Annotated in this window: 21 protein-coding genes; 10 read left to right on the forward strand and 11 right to left on the reverse strand. The window is 64.6% G+C overall.

Going from position 1 to position 17881, the window contains the following annotated elements; all coding sequences use genetic code 11:
* Positions 1-294: 294 nt before the first annotated feature.
* Complete coding sequence (locus ACFFWD_RS13130; protein ID WP_376965628.1) at positions 295-924, forward strand: OmpA family protein; 630 nt, start codon at positions 295-297, stop codon at positions 922-924.
* A gap of 52 nt (positions 925-976) precedes the next feature.
* On the opposite strand, the gene ACFFWD_RS13135 is transcribed toward ACFFWD_RS13130, so the two are convergent.
* A complete protein-coding gene (locus tag ACFFWD_RS13135; RefSeq protein ID WP_376965630.1) occupies positions 977-2224 on the reverse strand; it encodes a phospholipid carrier-dependent glycosyltransferase in 1248 nt (415 codons plus the stop codon).
* Positions 2225-2536: 312 nt separating this feature from the next.
* Between ACFFWD_RS13135 and ACFFWD_RS13140 the strand changes: the two genes are divergently transcribed.
* Together ACFFWD_RS13140 and ACFFWD_RS13145 are read left to right on the forward strand one after the other, a co-directional pair.
* Positions 2537-3214, forward strand: a complete 678-nt coding sequence (locus ACFFWD_RS13140) for a FecR family protein (protein WP_376965760.1) — start codon at positions 2537-2539, stop codon at positions 3212-3214.
* A 2-nt stretch (positions 3215-3216) separates the two neighbouring features.
* Positions 3217-4368 (forward strand): hypothetical protein, encoded by a 1152-nt coding sequence (locus ACFFWD_RS13145; protein WP_376965632.1) that lies wholly within the window; start codon positions 3217-3219, stop codon positions 4366-4368.
* A 117-nt stretch (positions 4369-4485) separates the two neighbouring features.
* On the opposite strand, the gene ACFFWD_RS13150 is transcribed toward ACFFWD_RS13145, so the two are convergent.
* The 3 genes from ACFFWD_RS13150 to ACFFWD_RS13160 form a co-directional block, all read right to left on the reverse strand.
* Entirely contained in the window at positions 4486-4974 is a 489-nt protein-coding gene (locus tag ACFFWD_RS13150) for a VOC family protein (protein ID WP_376965634.1), read from the reverse strand.
* Between the two features lie 26 nt (positions 4975-5000).
* A complete protein-coding gene (locus ACFFWD_RS13155) occupies positions 5001-5426 on the reverse strand; it encodes a VOC family protein (protein ID WP_376965636.1) in 426 nt (141 codons plus the stop codon).
* Positions 5427-5528: 102 nt separating this feature from the next.
* Complete coding sequence (locus ACFFWD_RS13160) at positions 5529-5777, reverse strand: alpha/beta fold hydrolase (protein WP_376965638.1); 249 nt, start codon at positions 5775-5777, stop codon at positions 5529-5531.
* Positions 5778-5787: 10 nt separating this feature from the next.
* Here ACFFWD_RS13160 and ACFFWD_RS13165 point away from each other — a divergent pair, with 10 nt between their 5' ends.
* Positions 5788-6048 carry a hypothetical protein gene (locus ACFFWD_RS13165; RefSeq protein ID WP_376965640.1) on the forward strand — a complete coding sequence of 87 codons (261 nt, stop codon included), beginning with the start codon at positions 5788-5790 and terminating at the stop codon, positions 6046-6048.
* A 126-nt stretch (positions 6049-6174) separates the two neighbouring features.
* Here the strand turns inward: ACFFWD_RS13165 and ACFFWD_RS13170 are convergent, their stop codons facing one another.
* The 4 genes from ACFFWD_RS13170 to ggt all read right to left on the reverse strand — a co-directional run bounded on the left by ACFFWD_RS13170 (position 6175) and on the right by ggt (position 9736).
* Positions 6175-6912 carry an enoyl-CoA hydratase/isomerase family protein gene (locus ACFFWD_RS13170; protein WP_376965642.1) on the reverse strand — a complete coding sequence of 246 codons (738 nt, stop codon included), beginning with the start codon at positions 6910-6912 and terminating at the stop codon, positions 6175-6177.
* Positions 6913-6964: 52 nt separating this feature from the next.
* Positions 6965-7486: a cupin domain-containing protein gene (locus tag ACFFWD_RS13175; protein WP_376965644.1), complete on the reverse strand. Its 522-nt coding sequence runs from the start codon at positions 7484-7486 to the stop codon at positions 6965-6967.
* Positions 7487-7656: 170 nt separating this feature from the next.
* Positions 7657-8097: an FKBP-type peptidyl-prolyl cis-trans isomerase gene (locus tag ACFFWD_RS13180; protein ID WP_376965762.1), complete on the reverse strand. Its 441-nt coding sequence runs from the start codon at positions 8095-8097 to the stop codon at positions 7657-7659.
* A gap of 52 nt (positions 8098-8149) precedes the next feature.
* Positions 8150-9736, reverse strand: a complete 1587-nt coding sequence (ggt, locus tag ACFFWD_RS13185) for a gamma-glutamyltransferase (protein WP_376965646.1) — start codon at positions 9734-9736, stop codon at positions 8150-8152.
* Positions 9737-9907: 171 nt separating this feature from the next.
* Between ggt and trhO the strand changes: the two genes are divergently transcribed.
* Positions 9908-10660: an oxygen-dependent tRNA uridine(34) hydroxylase TrhO gene (gene trhO / locus ACFFWD_RS13190; RefSeq protein ID WP_376965648.1), complete on the forward strand. Its 753-nt coding sequence runs from the start codon at positions 9908-9910 to the stop codon at positions 10658-10660.
* Entirely contained in the window at positions 10653-10868 is a 216-nt protein-coding gene (locus ACFFWD_RS13195; RefSeq protein ID WP_376965650.1) for a SlyX family protein, read from the forward strand. Before trhO ends, ACFFWD_RS13195 begins: the two co-directional genes overlap by 8 nt.
* A gap of 142 nt (positions 10869-11010) precedes the next feature.
* Here the strand turns inward: ACFFWD_RS13195 and ACFFWD_RS13200 are convergent, their stop codons facing one another.
* A complete protein-coding gene (locus ACFFWD_RS13200; protein WP_376965659.1) occupies positions 11011-11898 on the reverse strand; it encodes a LysR family transcriptional regulator in 888 nt (295 codons plus the stop codon).
* 375 nt (positions 11899-12273) lie between these two features.
* Between ACFFWD_RS13200 and ACFFWD_RS13205 the strand changes: the two genes are divergently transcribed.
* The 3 genes from ACFFWD_RS13205 to ACFFWD_RS13215 are packed head-to-tail and all read left to right on the forward strand — an operon-like array spanning position 12274 to position 14709.
* Complete coding sequence (locus tag ACFFWD_RS13205; protein WP_376965661.1) at positions 12274-12687, forward strand: TadE/TadG family type IV pilus assembly protein; 414 nt, start codon at positions 12274-12276, stop codon at positions 12685-12687.
* 10 nt (positions 12688-12697) lie between these two features.
* Entirely contained in the window at positions 12698-14359 is a 1662-nt protein-coding gene (locus ACFFWD_RS13210) for a pilus assembly protein TadG-related protein (RefSeq protein ID WP_376965764.1), read from the forward strand.
* A gap of 41 nt (positions 14360-14400) precedes the next feature.
* Complete coding sequence (locus tag ACFFWD_RS13215) at positions 14401-14709, forward strand: hypothetical protein (protein ID WP_376965663.1); 309 nt, start codon at positions 14401-14403, stop codon at positions 14707-14709.
* On the opposite strand, the gene ACFFWD_RS13220 is transcribed toward ACFFWD_RS13215, so the two are convergent.
* A complete protein-coding gene (locus tag ACFFWD_RS13220) occupies positions 14706-14927 on the reverse strand; it encodes a hypothetical protein (RefSeq protein ID WP_376965665.1) in 222 nt (73 codons plus the stop codon). The two genes, ACFFWD_RS13215 and ACFFWD_RS13220, sit on opposite strands and share 4 nt — an antisense overlap.
* A 127-nt stretch (positions 14928-15054) precedes the next feature.
* On the opposite strand from ACFFWD_RS13220, the gene hemE reads away from it, so the two are divergent.
* Positions 15055-16101 (forward strand): uroporphyrinogen decarboxylase, encoded by a 1047-nt coding sequence (gene hemE / locus ACFFWD_RS13225; protein ID WP_376965667.1) that lies wholly within the window; start codon positions 15055-15057, stop codon positions 16099-16101.
* A gap of 131 nt (positions 16102-16232) precedes the next feature.
* Here the strand turns inward: hemE and ACFFWD_RS13230 are convergent, their stop codons facing one another.
* Complete coding sequence (locus ACFFWD_RS13230) at positions 16233-17846, reverse strand: GMC family oxidoreductase (RefSeq protein ID WP_376965669.1); 1614 nt, start codon at positions 17844-17846, stop codon at positions 16233-16235.
* Positions 17847-17881 lie beyond the last annotated feature (35 nt).

Consider the following 17881-nt stretch of genomic DNA (forward strand, 5'->3'; position numbering starts at 1 on the left):
CGGATTCGTCCACCTCGCCGCCGCCATGGTCTGGCTCCGGTGAATGTCGATCCGGCCTAGGCGCGCATCATGCCGATTGTTTGTCGCGAGGCCGGCGACGGCGCGACCGCAATGCGGCCGGCAATACCGCGCGTCGGAAGGCCGGTGTTCCACCGGGCGGAACAGGACAGCACGGCGACGCCTCCTCGAACGTGACCTATATCACATTCGCGGATTTGAACCGGCTCTATGGTCGCCGCATCAAAACGTCAGCAAGCCAGGTGGCTGGCGTCCAACGGTTCGAGGACCACGACCATGACCCGCTACTATTCAGTGTCCATTCTGACGATCGGCGCCGCGCTGTCGATGACCGCGGGCCTTGCACTGGCTGGCGAGACCACGGTTTCCGCCGACCAGATCCTGAACGCGCTGAAGCCCAGGGTCACCCGGAGCATGTCCGGCGGCGCGCAGGCCGATCCGGCCGCCTCCGCCAAGGAGACGACCGTCCTGAACAGCGTACGCAACCGGCAGGCCCGCTCGCTGTCGCGTATCGAACGCGAGGAGATCGCCGAGATCGCCGCCACCAAGCCGAAGATCGATCTGGAAATCCACTTCGACTACAACTCGGCCGAGATTGCCAAGGGCTCCACCCAGGCCGTGCAGGAGCTCGGCAAGGCGCTGTCCGACGCCAGCCTGAAGGGCTCGACGTTCCTGGTCGCCGGTCACACCGACGCAGTCGGCGGCGAGGCCTACAACCAGGATCTGTCCGAGCGCCGCGCCGATACGATCAAGAAATACCTGGTCGAGAAGTATGGCCTGAACGGCTCCAACCTCCTGACCGTCGGCTACGGCAAGACCAAGCCGAAGGACCCGAACGCGCCGCTGGACCCGGCCAACCGCCGCGTCCAGGTCGTCAACATGGAAGCCAAGACCGCGTCGCAGTGATCCGCGCACCATCGCGCCGCCTGCCGCACTCCGGCAGGCGGCGCTTGCGTGTTCAAATCCAGCTCTGAAACAGCATCAGCCGATTGAACGTCGCCATCGACGTCCCGATGAACGCCGCCGAGATCGGCAGCATCGCGATGAAGCCTGCGCCGCCGATCGCGACGAAAGCCCACAGCAGCCAGCGCGGCGCGCCCTGGCGCGTCAGCGCATAGACCAGCGCAAAGCTCGCCGTGGTCGCCGCCGGCAGATAGTAATAGATGAAGCCGAGCGTGCGCGGCAGCAGCGCCCAGGCGAGGTACGGGCCGAAATAGAACGCCAGCACCAGAAACGCATCGGCCTTGCGCGCGATGATCCAGTCGCGCAGCGCGATCGCAAGCGCGATCAGCGCCGACCACAGGATCAGCGGATTGCCGAGGAAGACGACCGCCGCGATCCGGTCGTCGGCGATCTTGTCGAACAGATACCAGACCGGCCGCGCCAGCAACGGCCAGGACGGCCACGAGCTCATGTAAGTGTGGCCGGCGATCGCGGTCGTGGTGTTGTCGGCGAAGATGCGGCGCTGCGCCTCCAGGATGGCGGTCGGCGACAGGCCGTGCAACGGCACGAAGGTCGCGAGATAGGCGAGCGCCGGAATCAGCACGAAACAGGCGACGAATTGATGAAGGCGGACATCCGGCCACATGTCGGGCCGGTACCAATCCTCCGCGTCGCCGTCGGCAAAGCGCGTGCGCCAGCCCTGCATCAACCGGATCGCGGCGACGATCACGATCGCGGTCGCGAGCACGAACAGCCCGCTCCACTTGCACGCCGATGCAAGGCCGGCCGCAAGCCCCGCCAGCGCGAACCATGCTTGCGGCCGGGTTTGCCTGTAGCCACGAATGAAGGCAGCGATCGCGAACAGGCTGAAGGCGATCGCGAAAATATCCAGCATCGCGATCCGCGACTGCACGAACAGCATCTGATTGAAGAAGGCGAGCAGCACGGAGGCGATCGCCCGCCGCTCGTCCGCGAACAGCGCGAGCCCGCAGAGATAGACCCCGACCAGCGCCAATGCGCCGAACAACGTCGCGGGATAGCGCCATCCCAGCGGGCCGTCTCCGAACCATTTGATCGAGAGCGCAATGATCTCCTTGGCGAGCGGCGGATGCATCGGGTTGAGCATCGGCTCTGCCGTGTCAGGTGCCAGCATCTGCCGCGCCGCCGGCACGTAGTGCACCTCGTCGAAATAGAATTTTTCGGGCGCGGTGATACCGAGCAGCAACACACAGTGCGCAATGATGAAGATTGCCACCGCAACCATCGTCGTGCGCGAGACCGAATGACGCAGAACAGAAGGTGATTTGGACACGATGTTCACGGATCGAGGGTGATGTGACGTGCGCGAGTGTGAGCGAAGTGTGAGGTCGAAGCGAGTTCGTTGACTGTGAGCGCAATCGACATTCATGTCCATCGCGTTGAACGCAACGCGCATCCATCGACACTAACCGTCGAGCCAACTCGGCGCTGCTTGTGGTAAATTTGCAATATCCGATGCGGGCGCGATCCGGTACGATGCAGGGACTAGTCGATCGGTTTTGAAATGTATTCGCGTCACGCCTTTCTCTCAATCCTCATGCTCGGCCTTGCGATCGCGCTGACGGCACATCCCGTTCAGGCGCAGACCCGCGTCGGCGAGGCCGCCGTCGTCAAGAACGAAGTGCTCCGCGTCGCCGCATCGACAACGCGGATCAATGTCGGCGATGCGCTGCTGCGCGACGAGGTCGTGCGCACCGGTCTCGACAGCGCGGCACGGCTGGTGATGATCGACAGCACCAATCTTTCGCTCGGGCCGAGCGCGACCCTCAAGCTCGACCGCACCGTGTTCGACGACGATCATCATTATCGCGACGTCGCGATCCGCCTGACGTCGGGCGCGTTCCGCTTCGTCACCGGCCATTCGGACAAGGCCGCCTACAAGATCACGACCCCGCTCGCGACCATCGGCGTGCGCGGCACCATTCTCGATATCCTGTCGCAGCGGAGCAAGACCACCGTGGTGCTGCAGGAAGGCGCCTCCACGGTCTGCACCACGAGGTCCGAGTGCATCGAGCTGACGCAGCCCGGCGACACCGCGATCATCACCTCGACGGGCGGCCGCACCACGATCCAGAAGACCAACAACTCGCCCTGGACCTTTGCCGCGATCTGCAGCAAGACGGCGGGACTCTGCTCGGTCACCCAATATGCCGACGCGTCACCGGTGACGCCGCCGGTCGATGACGATCCCACCGGCATGCTGTGCGGGCGCTGACCATGGCACGGCGCACCCATAGGCTGATCCTGTCCGCGGCGCTGACCGCGGCATTGGCGTTGCTACTCGTCGGACCGCGCCTGTCGGCTGCGGCGGCGCAATCGCCGAGCTCCAGCGCGTGTGACGGCGAGTGTCCGTATCCCAACCCGTCGCCATCGGGCTCTCCGAGCCCGTCGCCGAGCTACTCGCCGACCCCGTCGCCGTCACCCTCGCCTTCGCCAACGCCGAGCCCCACGCCTTCGCCGACGCCGATCACCGGCGCGCCGTCGAGCGGCAGCTCGATCAACGACCTCGCCAACCAGCGCTTCAACCAGATGATCACCAACCGCGTGCTCGGGTCGGTGCTGCTCGGCGTCAACGAGCAGGTTAATTGCAACGACTGCGTCAGCGCCTTCGGCTCGGCCGGTTCGTTCTCCGCCGGCATCCATGGCCGCAAGAACATCACGCCGAACCTGTCGCTGCTCGCCGGCATCGCCTACACGCAATATAGCGAGGGCGGCTACAACGTCACCAGCGCGCCAATCGGCGCCTTCGCGCTGCGCTACGATTTCGTCGACTGGGGCTCGTCGCGGCCGTTCTTCGACATCGGCGCCATCCTCTCGCCGTTCGGGAAGGTGCGCTATGTCAGGAGCTATACGACGAGCCTCGGCGCCGTGTCGGTCACCGGCCAGACGTCAAGCGAGAACTACGGCGTCTACGGACGCGCGGGCTGGATCACGCGGCTGTCGCCGCGCGACGAGGTCGCGGCCTCGGTCGAGGTCTGGCAGCTCTGGCAGCGCGTCAAGGGCTACAGCGATCCGACCAGCGTCGCGTTCAATCCGTTCAACGCCACCATCGCCGACGGCACCGACCGCACCAACCTGGTGAAGATCGGCGGCCAGTGGACGCATCTGTTCGGCTCGAGCGTCGAGGCCAACATCAATGGCGGCTGGGTGCAGTCGTTCGCCAACCATTCCGGCATCGTCGCCACCGTCACCGGCGAGGGCACCATCGTGCCCACGATCGGCAACCAGGGCTGGTTCGAATATGGCGGCCGGCTCGGCTTCCGCATCACCAAGGGCTGGGTCGCCGACCTCTTCCTCAACGGCACCGCCGGCCCGCAGCCGGTCGGCAACACCATCCACGGCGGCGTGGGCTTGCGGATCAATTATTGAGGGATCGTAGAGTGGGCAAAGGCGCACTTGCGCCGTGCCCACCAACGAACGCTCCGCTCATAATGGTGGGCACGCTTCGCTTTGCCCACCCTACGCATCTACGAATGCCTGCTCGCTCTACGCCGCCGACTTGCCCTCATAGGCCTTGCGGAGGCCTTCGATGTCGAGCTTGACCATCGCGAGCATCGCCTGCATTGCGCGCGCGGCGCCACCGCGGTCGGCTCCATAGACATACGTCCAGAGCGCGGTCGGCACGATCTGCCAGGACACGCCGAAGCGGTCGCGCAGCCAGCCGCAGTGTTCGGCTGCGCCGCCATCCGCGAGCAGCGCGTCCCAGAGCCGATCGACCTCCGCCTGGTCGGCACAGTCGATCTTGAACGACACCGCGTGGGTATACTCCATCCTCATGCCGCCGTTCAGCGCCATGAAGCGCTGACCGGCGAGCGTGAAGTCGACGAACAGCACCGTGCCGGCTTTGCCCGCCGGTCCGTCGATGATATTGGCTTGGACGGCTTCGATACGGGAATCCGGAAGCAGCGAGACGTAGAAGTTCGCAGCCTCCTCGGCCTCGCCGTCGAACCACAGGCAGGGGGACACTTTGGACATACGTTCGCTCCTTCCGGGGATCGCGATCAGGCGGTGGCGGTCTGCGCCTTCATCGCGGCCTCGACATCCATCCACATCACTTCCCAGATGTGACCGTCCGGATCCTCGAAGCTGCGGCCATACATGAAGCCGTAGTCCTGCTGCGGCCCGGGATCGATGGTGCCGCCGGCGGCCTTGGCCTTGTTCACGGTCTCGTCGACGGCGGCGCGGCTGTCGGCGGAGAGGCAGATCAGCACCTCGCTCGAAGTCCTGGCGTCGACGATCTTCTTCGGCGTGAACTGCCGGAATTTGTCGTGGGTCAGCAGCATGGTGTAGATGGTGTCCGAGATCACCATGCAGGAGGCGGTGTCGTCGGAAAACTGCGGATTCCGGGTTGCGCCGATCGCCTCGTAGAAGGCGGTGGAACGAGCAAGATCGCTGACCGGCAGGTTGACGAAGATTAGTTTGGCCATTGGAGGCTCCTTTTCATGGGGTTGCGTCCCAAGGACGAACCTCATGAGGGATTCCCGACATCGCCGCAGCTTTTTTTATTGCGGTGTCCTGCCGCAGGGGCGTCAGGTCGCGATCGGCGTCGGCATGGTCAAAAACACCCGCGTCACGTGCCAGAACAGCTGGCGGTTGATCGCGAGCGCCACGGAATGCGCGGTGCCGGGCAGGATGATGAACTGGCGGTCGCCATTCGGCAGCCGGTTGTAGAATTCCTCGAGGTCGGCAACGGTGGCGATGCCGTCATATTCGCCGCGCACCAGCAGCACCGGCGCCAGCACCTTCTCCGGATGCACCACCGGCAAATTGGCGGTCATGTCGAGATAGGTGCCGGTCGGGATCTGGTCGCAGAAGAAGTTCGGCTATGCGCCGCTCGGCCTCGCCGACGGCCCGGTGAAGAGCGCGATCTTCGGCGGCAACAATGCGAGGCTCTACGACATCCAGCCGAAGCGCACGATGCTCGAATTGAAGGGCGATCGCTTCGCGATGATGAAGGCGGCGTATGAGAAGGCGGGGCAAGAGCCGTCGAATACGCGGTATGGCTATGTCGTGCCGAGCAAGTCGATCGATCACCGGGTGTTCGCTTAAGTACGGCACGTCATTCCGGGACACGCCGCCGCGCGTGGACCCGGAATCCCGACATTGTGGCGCGAGATTCTCAGGTGCGCAATTGCGCACCTTAGTTCTCGCTTCGCGAGCCTCGGAATGACTCCGTCACTTCCCCGTAAAGTTCGGCTTGCGCTTCTCGCTGAACGCCCTCGCGCCTTCCTTGAGATCTTCACTGTCCTTGATGGCGTCGAGCATCCGGCGCACCTCGGCGACCGTCTCCAGCGGGCCCTTCGGCATGGCGTCGCGGGCGAGCTTCTTCAGCGCTTGCACGACCAGCGGCGCATTGCCGGCGATTTTCGCGGCCATCTCCTGTGCCACCGCGATGTGCTGCCCCTGCGGCGTTATCCGGTTCACGAAGCCGATCTGGTAGGCGCGCTCGACCGACAGCTCCTCGCCGATCAGGAGGAATTCCATCGCGATCTTGTGCGGCATCCGCGCCAGAACCGACGTAACGCCACCCCCGGTGGTGCCGATCTTGGCCTCGGGATAGACGAAGCGCGTGGTCTCCGAGGCGACGCAGATATCCGCCATCTGCACCAGGACAAAGCCGCCGCCTACGACCCAGCCTGACGTCGCCGCGATCACCGGCTTGTCGAGCTCGACGCCGAGGCCCGGCACCGCCTGCCACATGTTGGCGGGAAAATCCCTGACGTCGGCCCCGACGCAAAAATACTTCTCCTCCGCCGAGGCCAGCACCGCTACCCGATCGTCGCTGTCGCGGAAGCGCAGCCAGGCCTCACGCAGTTCGTCGCACAGCGCGTTGTTGAGCGCATTGTGCGACGAGAGACGATCCATCGTGATGGTCGCGATATGGCCGGCGCTTTCGTAGCGGACCAGGGACATGGGGACCTCCTCGGCATGAAGGCCCCCGCGACAGCGGCGAGCCCGCTATCTGTCACTTTTTCTCGTCGGGATGCCGGTGCACCGGATCGACCCACAGCACGGTCTCCGGCTTCTCCACCGGCTCGATGTCGAGGTTGATCGCGACCGCCTCGCCGTCGGAGCGCACCAGCACGCATTCCAGCACCTCGTCACGGCTGGCGTTGATCTCCTGATGCGGCACATAGGGCGGCACGAAGATGAAATCGCCCGGACCGGCCTCGGCTGTGAACTGCAGCTTCTCGCCCCAGCGCATCCGCGCCTTGCCCTTCACGACATAGATGATGCTTTCAAGATGGCCGTGATGATGCGCGCCGGTCTTGGCGTCCGGCTTGATGCTGACGGTGCCCGCCCACAATTTCTGCGCGCCAACGCGGGCGAAATTAATCGCGGCCTTGCGGTCCATGCCCGCCGTCGACGGCACGTTCGGGTCGAGCTGATTGCCGGGAATCACGCGGACACCGTCGTGCTTCCAGCGCTCGTCGTCATGATGGTGATCGTGAGGGTGGGAATGGGTGTGATCGTGGGAACCGCTCATCGTTCTTGCTTTCGAGGAAGAGTTTCGTGCGTGGAACGCTAGCGAAAAGTGCGCGCGCAAGCGAGAGGAAAAACGGAACGTCGCCATGCCCAGGGCGCGTTAGCTCCGGGCGGAAATGGAAAGACCGGCCGCGAGGCCGGTCTTCTTTCGTTGCGACAATTTTGCCGGTGTTACTTCACCGCCAGCAATTCGACGTCGAACATCAGCGTCGCATTCGGCGGGATCACGCCGCCGGCGCCGCGCGCGCCGTAGCCGAGATTGGGCGGGATGATCAGCGTGCGCTTGCCGCCGACCTTCATGCTGGCGACGCCCTCGTCCCAGCCTTTGATCACACGGCCCTGGCCGATCGGAAACTCGAACGGCTCGTTGCGGTCGACGGAGGAGTCGAATTTCTTGCCCTTCTGGCCGTTCTCGTAGAGCCAGCCGGTGTAGTGCATGACGCAGGTCTGGCCGGACTTCGGCGAGGCGCCGGTGCCGACCTTGCTGTCGATGATCTGGAGGCCTGAAGATGTGGTCATGGGCTTTCCTGCCGTTTGGGCCGTTGCCATCTGGCTGACAACAGGCGTGGATATCGCCGCCGCAAGTCCGGCGAACGCAGTCTTGATGATCATCCGTCGGGAAGATCGCATCTGTGGTACCTTTCCTTGATTGACGGCCCGGCGATCAATAGCCGAGCGCGCAGCCGTCCTTGCGCGGGTCCGAGCCGCCGGTCAGCGTGCCCTTGTCCCAGTCGATCCAGATCGCCTGACCGCCGCCGAGCGGGCCGACCACGCTGGTGGTCTTGTGGCCGATCTTCTTCAACCCTTCGACGATCTCGGCCGGCACGCTGTCCTCCAGCTGGTAGACACCCTCGTAGTGCAGGCCGCGCGGCATGTCGATCGCCTCCTGCAGGTCGCAGCCATAGTCGAGGATGTTGGTCAAAACGTGGGTCTGGCCGACCGGCTGGTACTGCCCGCCCATCACGCCGTAGGGCATCACGGCGCGGCCATTCCTGGTGGCAAGCGCCGGGATGATGGTGTGCAGCGGACGCTTGCCCGGCGCGATGCAGTTCGGGTGGCCGGGCTGGATGCGGAAGCCGCCGGCGCGGTTCTGCAGCAGAATGCCGGTCTTGTCGGACACGATCGCCGCGCCGAAGGAATGCGCGATCGAGTTGATGAAGGAGCAGACGTTGCGGTCCTTGTCGACCACGGTGATGTAGACGGTCGACGGATTCATCGGCGGGGCGACGTTGGGCAGCTCGAGCAGCCGGTCCATCCGGATGTTCTTGATGTACTCGTCGGCAAACTCCTTCGCGAGGATGCCGGCGACGTCGACATGAACGTGGCGGGGATCGCCGATATGCTGCTCGCGCATCATGTAGGCGATGCGCGCGGCTTCCGCCTCGAGGTGGAAACGCTCGATGCTGAGTGGCTTGAACTGCGTCAGATCGAAGCGCGACAGGATGTTGAGCATGACCAGCATGGTGATGCCCGGGCCGTTCGGCGGGCACTGCCAGACGTCGTAGCCCTTGTAGACGGTGCCGATCGGCGCAGTCGTCTCGGTCGAATGCGCGGCGAAATCCTCCAGCGTGTGCAGGCCGCCGATGCGGCGCAGCGTGTCCACCATGTCGGCGGCAATCTCGCCGGTGTAGAACGCGTCGCGGCCCTTTTGCGCGATCGCGCGCAGCGTCTTGCCGAGTTCGGGCTGGCGGATCACGTCGCCGGCGACCGCCGGCTTGCCCTGCGGCAGCAGATAGCGCTCGGTGTTGGTGCCGTTCTTCAGCTTCTCGAACTGGTTCTTCCAGTCGAAGGCGACGCGCGGGGCGACGACGTAGCCCTCTTCAGCGGCCTTGATCGCGGGCTGCAGGAGCCGGTCGAAGCCGAACTTGCCGTGGTTCTTCAGGATCACGTCCCAGGCATCGATCGCGCCGGGAATGCTGACGGCGTGCGCCGAGGTCAGCGGCACCGAATGGATCTTGCGCTCGAGATACCAATCGACATTGGCCGCCATCGGGGCGCGGCCGGACCCGTTATAGGCGACGATCTTGCCCTCGCCTTTCGGCTGAACCAGCGCGAAGCAGTCGCCGCCGATGCCGGTCGATTGCGGCTCGATGACGCCGAGCAGCGCACAGGCGGCAACGGCCGCGTCCGCCGCCGTACCGCCCTCGCGCATCACCTCGATGGCGGCGAGCGCAGCCGCAGGATGCGATGTCGCCACCATCGCGTTCTGGGCGTGGACAGTGGAACGGCCGGCGAAATGGAAATTCCTCATAGCTGAGTGCTCGCTTGATCGGGGGTTTTCTGGCGCTGGTCCGGGTGGGCGCGACGTACATCGCACATTCATCCCCGGCTGGGCAATGCCTGGCATGCCAGAGGAAAGATCACGATTTCGCATGGCTTTGCGGGGTTTCGCCCGCCCTGACGGCCTGATAAACCCCCGGCCATGCCCCTCAAGGTCGCCGCCTTCTACCAGTTCGCCGCGCTGCCGGACTTCCGCGCGCTGCGCGAACCGCTGCGCGCGCTATGCGCCGGCCTCGGCCTCAGGGGCAGCGTGCTTTTGGCGCATGAGGGCATAAACGGCACGATCGCCGGCACCGCCGAGGGCATCGATGCCTTCATTGCGGAGCTGCAAGAAGGTCCGCTGTTCGGCGGCCGGCTCGGCAATCTCGAGCTGAAGTTCTCCGAAGCCGCGCTGATGCCGTTCCGGCGGCTGAAGGTGCGGCTGAAGAAGGAGATCGTCACGCTCGGCGATGCCACGGTCGATCCGACGCAACGGGTCGGCACCTATGTCGACGCCGCCGACTGGAATGCGCTGATCGCCTCCGCCGACACGCTCGTGCTCGACACCCGCAACGCGTTCGAGGTCGCCATGGGCACGTTCGAGGGCGCGGTCGATCCCGGTATCCGGAGTTTCGGCGAGTTCAAGGAATTTACGGCACACCATCTCGATCCGGCGCAGCACCGGAAGATCGCGATGTTCTGCACCGGCGGCATCCGTTGCGAGAAAGCGAGCGCGTACCTGCTCGGCCGCGGCTTTGCCGAGGTCTATCACCTCAAGGGCGGCATCCTCAGATATCTCGAGGAGATGCCGGAGCAGGCGAGCCGCTGGCGTGGCGAATGCTTCGTGTTCGACGAGCGCGTCGCGCTCGGCCATGGCCTGCGCGAACGCCCGAGCGAGGACGCAAGCCATGACTGACGTCGCCGCCTTAAGCAAACGCATCGATGCGCTCGAGGTCCGGCTGACCTACCAGGACGACGCCATCGAGACGCTGAACCAGACCATCACGGCGCAGTGGAAGCAGATCGACGCGCTGACGCGCCAGATCGCCGAATTGCGCGACCGTCTGCAGGAAGCCGAGCGTCAGGCGCCGGGCCCAGCCAACGAGCGGCCGCCACACTATTGAGCGCCCATAGTCGCGCCGGAGCGCGCGGAACGGGTCGAACGAGAGCGTTTTCGACCGAAGTGGATGCCGGTTCGCGTGAAGAAAACGCGTCAAAACAAGAATCTAGAGCTTCGGTTCTGATTCAATCAGAACCGAAATTGCTCTAGCCGGCGCCGACCTGGCGCACCGCCTTCGCGCCGTTGAAGAACTGGCTCGACATGCGTTGCAGCTGCGCCGTCGCGCGGGCACCTTCCAGGCCCGGCCGCGCGCACAGCAAGCGTTTGTGGGCCGGCAGATCGGGAAGGTAGTAATCCTTCGCCGGAACGAGGAAGGGCGGGATCATTCGCTCGGGAATGACGGTCAAACCAAAGCCCGCCCGCGCCGCCTCCAGCCGCAACTGGTGGTTCGGGCTCCTGAACACGATCTTGTACGAGATGTTGTGCTTGGTGAGGGTTCGGATCATCCAGTCGTCGCCGGGCCATGCGAGGATCGGAATCGGCGCGCCCGGCCGCAATACGAAATCCCGGGCTCGCACCCACACTGAACGTTCCTCGGCCTCGTTGGCGACCGTGACCTCGCCTTCGACATCGACCAGCGGATTGCTGTAGACCAAGGCGATATCGATGTAGCCGTCGATCACTCCCCTGATGACGGTCGTGGACAAATCGGCGTGAATGAAGACGTCGGCCAACGTCTCGGCGTTCTGGCGCTTCATGAAATCGTCGGCGAGCAACGTGCTGATGCCCAGCCGCAGCGGCTGCGGTCCCTCGTTGTTGCCGCCGAGCCGAAGCAGCTGATCGTTGGCTTCCAGGATGCGCCTGGCCTGCTGCACTGCGACCTTGCCGAGCTCGGTGGTCGTCGTCCCGTTGGCGGTCCGGATGAAGAGCGCCCCGCCAACCAGGCTTTGCAACCGCTTCACCTGCGAACTGATCGCCGGCTGGCTAAGACCCAGGCGCTCTCCCGCCTTCGACAAACTTCCCGTTTCGGCAATGGCAACGACAGTACGAACGATCTCAGTAGGGATATTCAAATATTGACGCGGTCTGTGCATCGCGAGCCCTCCAATCTCAGCACGGGACGCAATTGCGATCTCCAACAGATGACATCTAGCTATACTAACATTTGGTTGCACAATGGTTTAGTTTCAATTTTGGGCGATCATGCGCCATGTGTATCATTGCGTGCATTTCTCGGTTTGCTGAGGTATCGGGCGACCGAAGTTGACACACCTGTCAGCTATGAACCCCGGACTTTTGCGGAGGTCGCATCCAAAATTTTGATCGCTCCATAAGTCGGCTCCCACCCCATAAAGCGTGGTGTGCCTATTCGCGCCGATCACCCGCGTTGATTCGCGGAAGCATTTTCATAGTTTTCCTTAATCAAAGCCTCGCAACGTCGGCTACTTGCTCGCGTTACGAGGTATGCAATGACCAGATTTTTTCGCTGTCGCAACGGCGCATCGGCCGTCGAATTCGCAATCATGCTGCCGCTGTTTCTCGCCATCATTTTCGGCATCGTCGTCTTCGGCTCCTATCTGGCGATGATCCATGGCGTCCAGCAGCTCGCCGCCGAGGCGGCGCGGTCCTCCATCGCAGGCATGACCGATAGCGAACGCAGCAGCCTGGCCACGAGCTACGTCACCGCAAACGCCTCGACCTATCCGCTGATCGTTCCCAACAACCTGTCGGTCAGCGCCGCGCCGTCGGCAGGCAATGCAAACGTCTACGTCGTGACCGTGAACTACGACGCGTCGGGCATGTTCATCTACCACTTGCCGTTCGTTCCCGCCCCGTCGAGCACGATCGTCCGCTCGGCCGCGATCCAGTACGGAGGGTTCTGAGATGGCCGCGATGGCGACGCTGCTGCGGCGCTTCGGCGCCGACCGACGGGGAAACTTTGCGATCATCAGCGCGGGGCTGATGACGCTCGTCATCGGATGCGCGGGACTCGCGGTGGATGTCGGCTCGATCTTTGCCGACCGGCGGAAGGCGCAGAGCACCGCCGACCTCTCCGCGATCATCGCCGCGAGCAACCTGACCAACGCGGTCAACGCCGCAACCGCAACCGTGACCCAGAACAAATATCCGGCCAACGCGCTGGTCAAGGTCGAGCTGGGAACATACACGGCCGACAGCACGATCACGCCACAGGCCCGCTTCGTGACCCCGGCGACCGGCACCGCCAATGCCGCCCGCGTCACGCTGAACACCCAGACCCCGCTCTACTTCGCGCGCTATCTGACCGGCTCGAGCGCCTACACCATCAAGACGTCAGCCACGGCGTCGTCGACCGCGATGGCGTCTTTCGCGATCGGGTCGCGGCTGCTTGCGATCAATGGCGGGCTGATCAACGCAATGCTCGGCAGCATGCTGGGCACGACGCTGTCGCTGTCGGCGATGGATTATCAGGCACTGATCAACGCGCGGATCGACGCCCTTGATTTCCTGTCGACGCTTGCGACGCGGGTCAACATGACCGGCGTCACCTACAACAGCCTGCTGACCAGCAACATCAAGGTCGCCGACCTCGTCGCCGCCGCGCTGACGACGCAGCAGGTCACCAACGGCGCGAACTCCGCGACGACGGCGCTGTCCACGATCTCCCAGGCCCTGACCGGCACCACGACCAAGGTCACGCCCGGTTCGCTGATCGACGTCGGCCCCTTCGCCAACCTCACCGTCGGGCAAAAGCCGAAGCTCAGCGCCGGCGTATCGATCTTCGATCTGCTTAACGCGACGGCGCAGCTTGCCAATGGCACGCATCAGATCGCGACCTCGGTCAATCTCGGCCTGCCCGGCATCGCCAATGTGTCGGTGCTTGCGACCGTGGGCGAACGCCCGGTCGGCTCGAGCTGGGTCGAGCTCGGCACCCAGGGTGCAAGCGTCCACACCGCACAGACCCGCGTGCTCGTCACGATTCAGGTGCTCGGCAGCGGCAGCGTCTCCACCGTCAACCTGCCCGTCTATGTCGAGGTTGCCTCGGGGACCGCGACGCTCAACGCGGTCTCCTGCGGCCATCCGAACGTCAGCACGTCCACCGTTACTCTGGGGGTGACACCGGGCATCGTCGACGCCTGGATCGGCGCTGTCACCACAGCCGACATGACCAACTTCACGAGCAAGCCGAACCCGCCGGCGGCAACGCTGGTCACTCTCCCCGGTATCACGGTGACAGGCCGCGCGCATGCCGGCATGGGCAACACCACGCCCACCAACGTCGATTTCAGCTATGTCGACATTCAATCGGTGGTCAAGAAGACGGTGACGACGACCAATTTCACCTCGTCGCTGACCTCGAGCCTGCTCGGCGATCTCTCGCTCAACGTCAATCTCGGCCCGCTCGCGCTTCCGATTCCAGGCCTCGGCTCGACGGTGGCCGGCATCCTGAGCGGCGCGACCAGCTCGGTCGATCAGGTGCTGGCATCCGTGCTTGCGACGCTCGGTGTCGGAATCGGACAAGCCGACGTCTGGGTGATGGGTATTCGCTGCGACGGCGCGGTCCTCGTGAACTAGGGGCCACGCGCAGGCGGAGCTCGGCGGCAGAGGGCGGGAACGTGGATACGATCCTGAAGAGGTACAAGACGGATAGTCAACGCACTATCCTGATGAAGACCGGGGCGATCTCCTTTCGCGACGCCCGCCTCGGATGGGTCAGCCTCGGATGCGTTGTGCTCAACATCTCGACCAGCGGCGCCGGGCTGGTCGTCGAAAGCGACGTGGAAATCCCGTTCGCGTTCGATCTCGCGATCGAGACCGAACCATTCCGGAGGCACTGCTTTGTGGTTTGGCGCATCGACCGCCGGATCGGCGTGACGTTTGACCTCGACCGGATACAGTGCGACCGGATGCAGTACGGCGACTAGCGGAATATCGCCTTCACCTTGTCCCACAGCGACGAATTGTTCCGATCGCGATCATGCCTGGTCGGAGCGGGCTGCGTCACGCTGACCGGGTCGGAAGCCGGAAAGCTGCCCTCCAGACCGGCCTGCAATCTGGCATGAGCTTCCCGGTCGGCGACCAGGGCCTCACGGGAATCCTGGGCATGCTTGTCATGCGCGGCAGGATCGAATTTCTCGGCCATGTGATCCCTCCATACTCGGCGGAATAACGTCCCGGACGAAGGCGGTGTTCCACATCTGCCTTGGCCCGGCCCGACGCGCCGTGTATCAGGGGGCTCCGAATATCCGCTGCGATCAGGAACTTTTTGCGTGCCCCAGGATTCCGCGACGAAGCCGTTCATTGAAGTGCTATCCGGCCGCCGGCAAAGCGTACCGCCGCTCTGGATGATGCGTCAGGCCGGCCGCTATTTGCCGGAATATCGCGAGCTGCGCGCGAAGGCCGGCAGCTTCCTCGATCTCTGCTTCACGCCTGATTATGCCGCCGAAGTCACGCTGCAGCCGATCCGCCGTTTCAAGTTCGATGCGGCGATCATCTTCTCCGACATCCTCGTAATCCCGCACGCGCTCGGCCGCGCGGTGCGCTTCGAGGCCGGCGAGGGTCCGCGGCTCGATCCGTTGGCGACACCCGAACAGATCGCAACCCTCGCCCCGCGCGCCGATTTCGGCAAGCTCGAACCGGTGTACGAGGCACTGCGCCGGGTGCGGCGCGAGCTTGCGCCCGACGTCGCGCTGATCGGATTTTGCGGCGCCCCGTGGACGGTCGCGACCTACATGGTCGCGGGCCAGGGCACGCCGGATCAGGCGCCGGCGCGCATGCTTGCCTATCGCCATCCGGATGAATTCGCCAAAATCATCGACGTGCTGGTTGAGAATTCGATCGAGTACCTCATCGGCCAGCTCAGTGCCGGCGCCGACGCCTTGCAGATCTTCGACACGTGGGCCGGCGTATTGCCGCCGCGGGAATTCGCGCGCTGGTCGATCGAGCCCACCGAGCGCATCGTCGCCGGCGTGCGCAGGCAGGTGCCGGATGCGAAGATCATCGGCTTTCCCCGCGGCGCCGGCGGCATGCTGCCGGCCTATGTGGAGCGAACCGGGGTCGATGCCGTCTCGATCGACTGGGCGACCGAACCCTCGATGATCCGCGAGCGCGTGCAGACCCGCGTCGCGGTGCAGGGCAACCTCGATCCGCTGGCGCTGATCGCCGGCGGCGCCACGCTCGATCGCTCGGTCGACGACGTGCTGGAGAATTTCGGCAAGGGCCGGCTGATCTTCAACCTCGGCCACGGCATCCAGCCGGAAACGCCGATCGCCCATGTCGAGCAGATGGTGAAGCGGGTGCGAGAGTATAAGGGCTGAGGCTGCGTAGCCCGGATGGAGCGGAGCGCAATCCGGGGCTCTCGTGCTGGGAAGGACGCCCCCCGGATTTCGCTGCGCTCCATCCGGGCTACGGCACAGCAACCTATCACCGGTCACCCCCGCGCAACGTCCTACCGCGCGTCCTCCAGGATCATGTCCGACGCCTTCTCGGCGATCATGATGGTCGGCGCGTTGGTATTGCCCGACATCAGGTCCGGCATGATCGAGGCGTCGACCACGCGCAGGCCCTCGATGCCGCGGACCTTGAGCCGCTGATCGACGACCGCGAGCGCGTCGTTGCCCATGCGGCAGGTCGAGGTCGGGTGGTAGACCGTGCTGCCGGTGCGGCGGCAGAACTCGAGCAGATCCTCGTCGCTGACGACCTTGGCGCCGGGATCGACCTCGGCGACCGCGTAAGGCTTCAAAGCCGGCGCCGCCAGGATCTTGCGCAGGATGCGGATGCCGTCGATGAAGGCGCGGCGGTCGGTTTCGGTCGCGAGATAGTTGATGCGGATTTCCGGGGGCACGGAGGCATCCGCGCTCTTGATCTTCAGCGAGCCGCGACTCTCGGGGCGCAACTGACAGACCGACGCGGTGAAGCCCGAGAACGGATGCAGCTTCTCGCCCATCTTGTCGGTCGAGAACGGCAGGAAATGGATCTGGATATCGGGCGAGGCCAGCCGCGGGCTGGTCTTGAAGAACGCGCCAGACGTGCCGGCGGCGATCGTCAGCGGCCCCTTGCGCAGCGCGGCGTAGCGCAGGCCCGCCATAACGCGTCGAACGGGGTTGTTGACGACGTCATTGAGCGTGACCGCCTGCGCGGAGCGCGTCACGATGCGCACCTGCATGTGGTCCTGCAGGTCACTGCCGACGCCGGGCGCATCGAGCACCACCTCGATGTCGTGCTGCTTGAGGAGATCGCCCGGGCCGACGCCCGAGAGCTGCAGCAATTGCGGAGAGTTGTACGCGCCGCTCGACACCAGGATCTCCCTGCGCGCCTTTGCCTTGCGCAACCGCCCCTCTTGCTTGTACTCGACCGTTTTTGCCTTCCGGCCCTCGAACAGGATCCGCTGCGCCAGCGCCGAGGTTTCGACGCGCAGATTGCCGCGCGCCATTGCCGGCCGCAGATAGGCGCGTGCCGTGCTGGCGCGCCGGCCGCGCTGCGTCGTGGTCTGGAAGAAGCCCGCGCCCTCCTGGGTCGCGCCGTTGAAATCCGGGTTGGTCGGGATGCCGACCTCGGCGGCTGCGACGACAAAGGCTTCCGACAGCGGATCATGATGTCGCCAGTCCGACACCGGCAGCGGACCGTCGCTGCCGTGATATTTGTCGGCGCCGCGCTGCTGGTTCTCGGCCTTCCTGAAATAGGGCAGCACGTCGTCATAGCCCCAGCCGGCATTGCCGCGCTGGCGCCAGCGATCGTAATCCTCGTGCTGTCCGCGCACGTAGAGCAGGCCGTTGATCGAGCTCGAGCCGCCGAGCACCTTGCCGCGCGGCTGGAACACCTGGCGGCCATTCAGCCCGGGCTCGGGCTCGGTCTGGTACATCCAGTTGACCGATCTTTCCTTGAACAGCTTGCCGTAGCCGAGCGGGACATGGATCCAGATGTTGGTGTCCTTCGGCCCGGCCTCGAGCAGCAGCACCGAATGCTTGCCGTCGGCGCTCAGCCGGTTGGCGAGCACGCAGCCGGCCGAGCCAGCCCCCACCACGACGTAATCATATTCGGCGACGTCATTATTGTTGTTCACTGGTTTCCCCCGAGACTTTCTCCCGGTGGTATAGA

It is taken from the genome of Bradyrhizobium erythrophlei (assembly GCF_042430365.1).
GTDB classification, from domain to species: domain Bacteria; phylum Pseudomonadota; class Alphaproteobacteria; order Rhizobiales; family Xanthobacteraceae; genus Bradyrhizobium; species Bradyrhizobium erythrophlei.

Bases quoted from the DNA above. Each gene is read 5' to 3' on its own strand.
- ACFFWD_RS13140 (WP_376965760.1), top strand. From the start codon at position 2,537: ATGCTCGGCCTTGCGATCGCGCTGACGGCACATCCCGTTCAGGCGCAG.
- ACFFWD_RS13150 (WP_376965634.1), bottom strand. From the start codon at position 4,974: ATGTCCAAAGTGTCCCCCTGCCTGTGGTTCGACGGCGAGGCCGAGGAG.
- ACFFWD_RS13200 (WP_376965659.1), bottom strand. From the start codon at position 11,898: ATGCACAGACCGCGTCAATATTTGAATATCCCTACTGAGATCGTTCGT.
- ACFFWD_RS13160 (WP_376965638.1), bottom strand. From the start codon at position 5,777: ATGACCGCCAATTTGCCGGTGGTGCATCCGGAGAAGGTGCTGGCGCCG.
- ACFFWD_RS13195 (WP_376965650.1), top strand. From the start codon at position 10,653: ATGACTGACGTCGCCGCCTTAAGCAAACGCATCGATGCGCTCGAGGTC.
- ACFFWD_RS13130 (WP_376965628.1), top strand. From the start codon at position 295: ATGACCCGCTACTATTCAGTGTCCATTCTGACGATCGGCGCCGCGCTG.
- ACFFWD_RS13175 (WP_376965644.1), bottom strand. From the start codon at position 7,486: ATGAGCGGTTCCCACGATCACACCCATTCCCACCCTCACGATCACCAT.
- ACFFWD_RS13145 (WP_376965632.1), top strand. From the start codon at position 3,217: ATGGCACGGCGCACCCATAGGCTGATCCTGTCCGCGGCGCTGACCGCG.
- ggt (WP_376965646.1), bottom strand. From the start codon at position 9,736: ATGAGGAATTTCCATTTCGCCGGCCGTTCCACTGTCCACGCCCAGAAC.
- ACFFWD_RS13220 (WP_376965665.1), bottom strand. From the start codon at position 14,927: ATGGCCGAGAAATTCGATCCTGCCGCGCATGACAAGCATGCCCAGGAT.
- ACFFWD_RS13210 (WP_376965764.1), top strand. From the start codon at position 12,698: ATGGCGACGCTGCTGCGGCGCTTCGGCGCCGACCGACGGGGAAACTTT.
- ACFFWD_RS13135 (WP_376965630.1), bottom strand. From the start codon at position 2,224: ATGGTTGCGGTGGCAATCTTCATCATTGCGCACTGTGTGTTGCTGCTC.
- ACFFWD_RS13170 (WP_376965642.1), bottom strand. From the start codon at position 6,912: ATGTCCCTGGTCCGCTACGAAAGCGCCGGCCATATCGCGACCATCACG.
- ACFFWD_RS13155 (WP_376965636.1), bottom strand. From the start codon at position 5,426: ATGGCCAAACTAATCTTCGTCAACCTGCCGGTCAGCGATCTTGCTCGT.
- ACFFWD_RS13205 (WP_376965661.1), top strand. From the start codon at position 12,274: ATGACCAGATTTTTTCGCTGTCGCAACGGCGCATCGGCCGTCGAATTC.
- trhO (WP_376965648.1), top strand. From the start codon at position 9,908: ATGCCCCTCAAGGTCGCCGCCTTCTACCAGTTCGCCGCGCTGCCGGAC.
- ACFFWD_RS13180 (WP_376965762.1), bottom strand. From the start codon at position 8,097: ATGATCATCAAGACTGCGTTCGCCGGACTTGCGGCGGCGATATCCACG.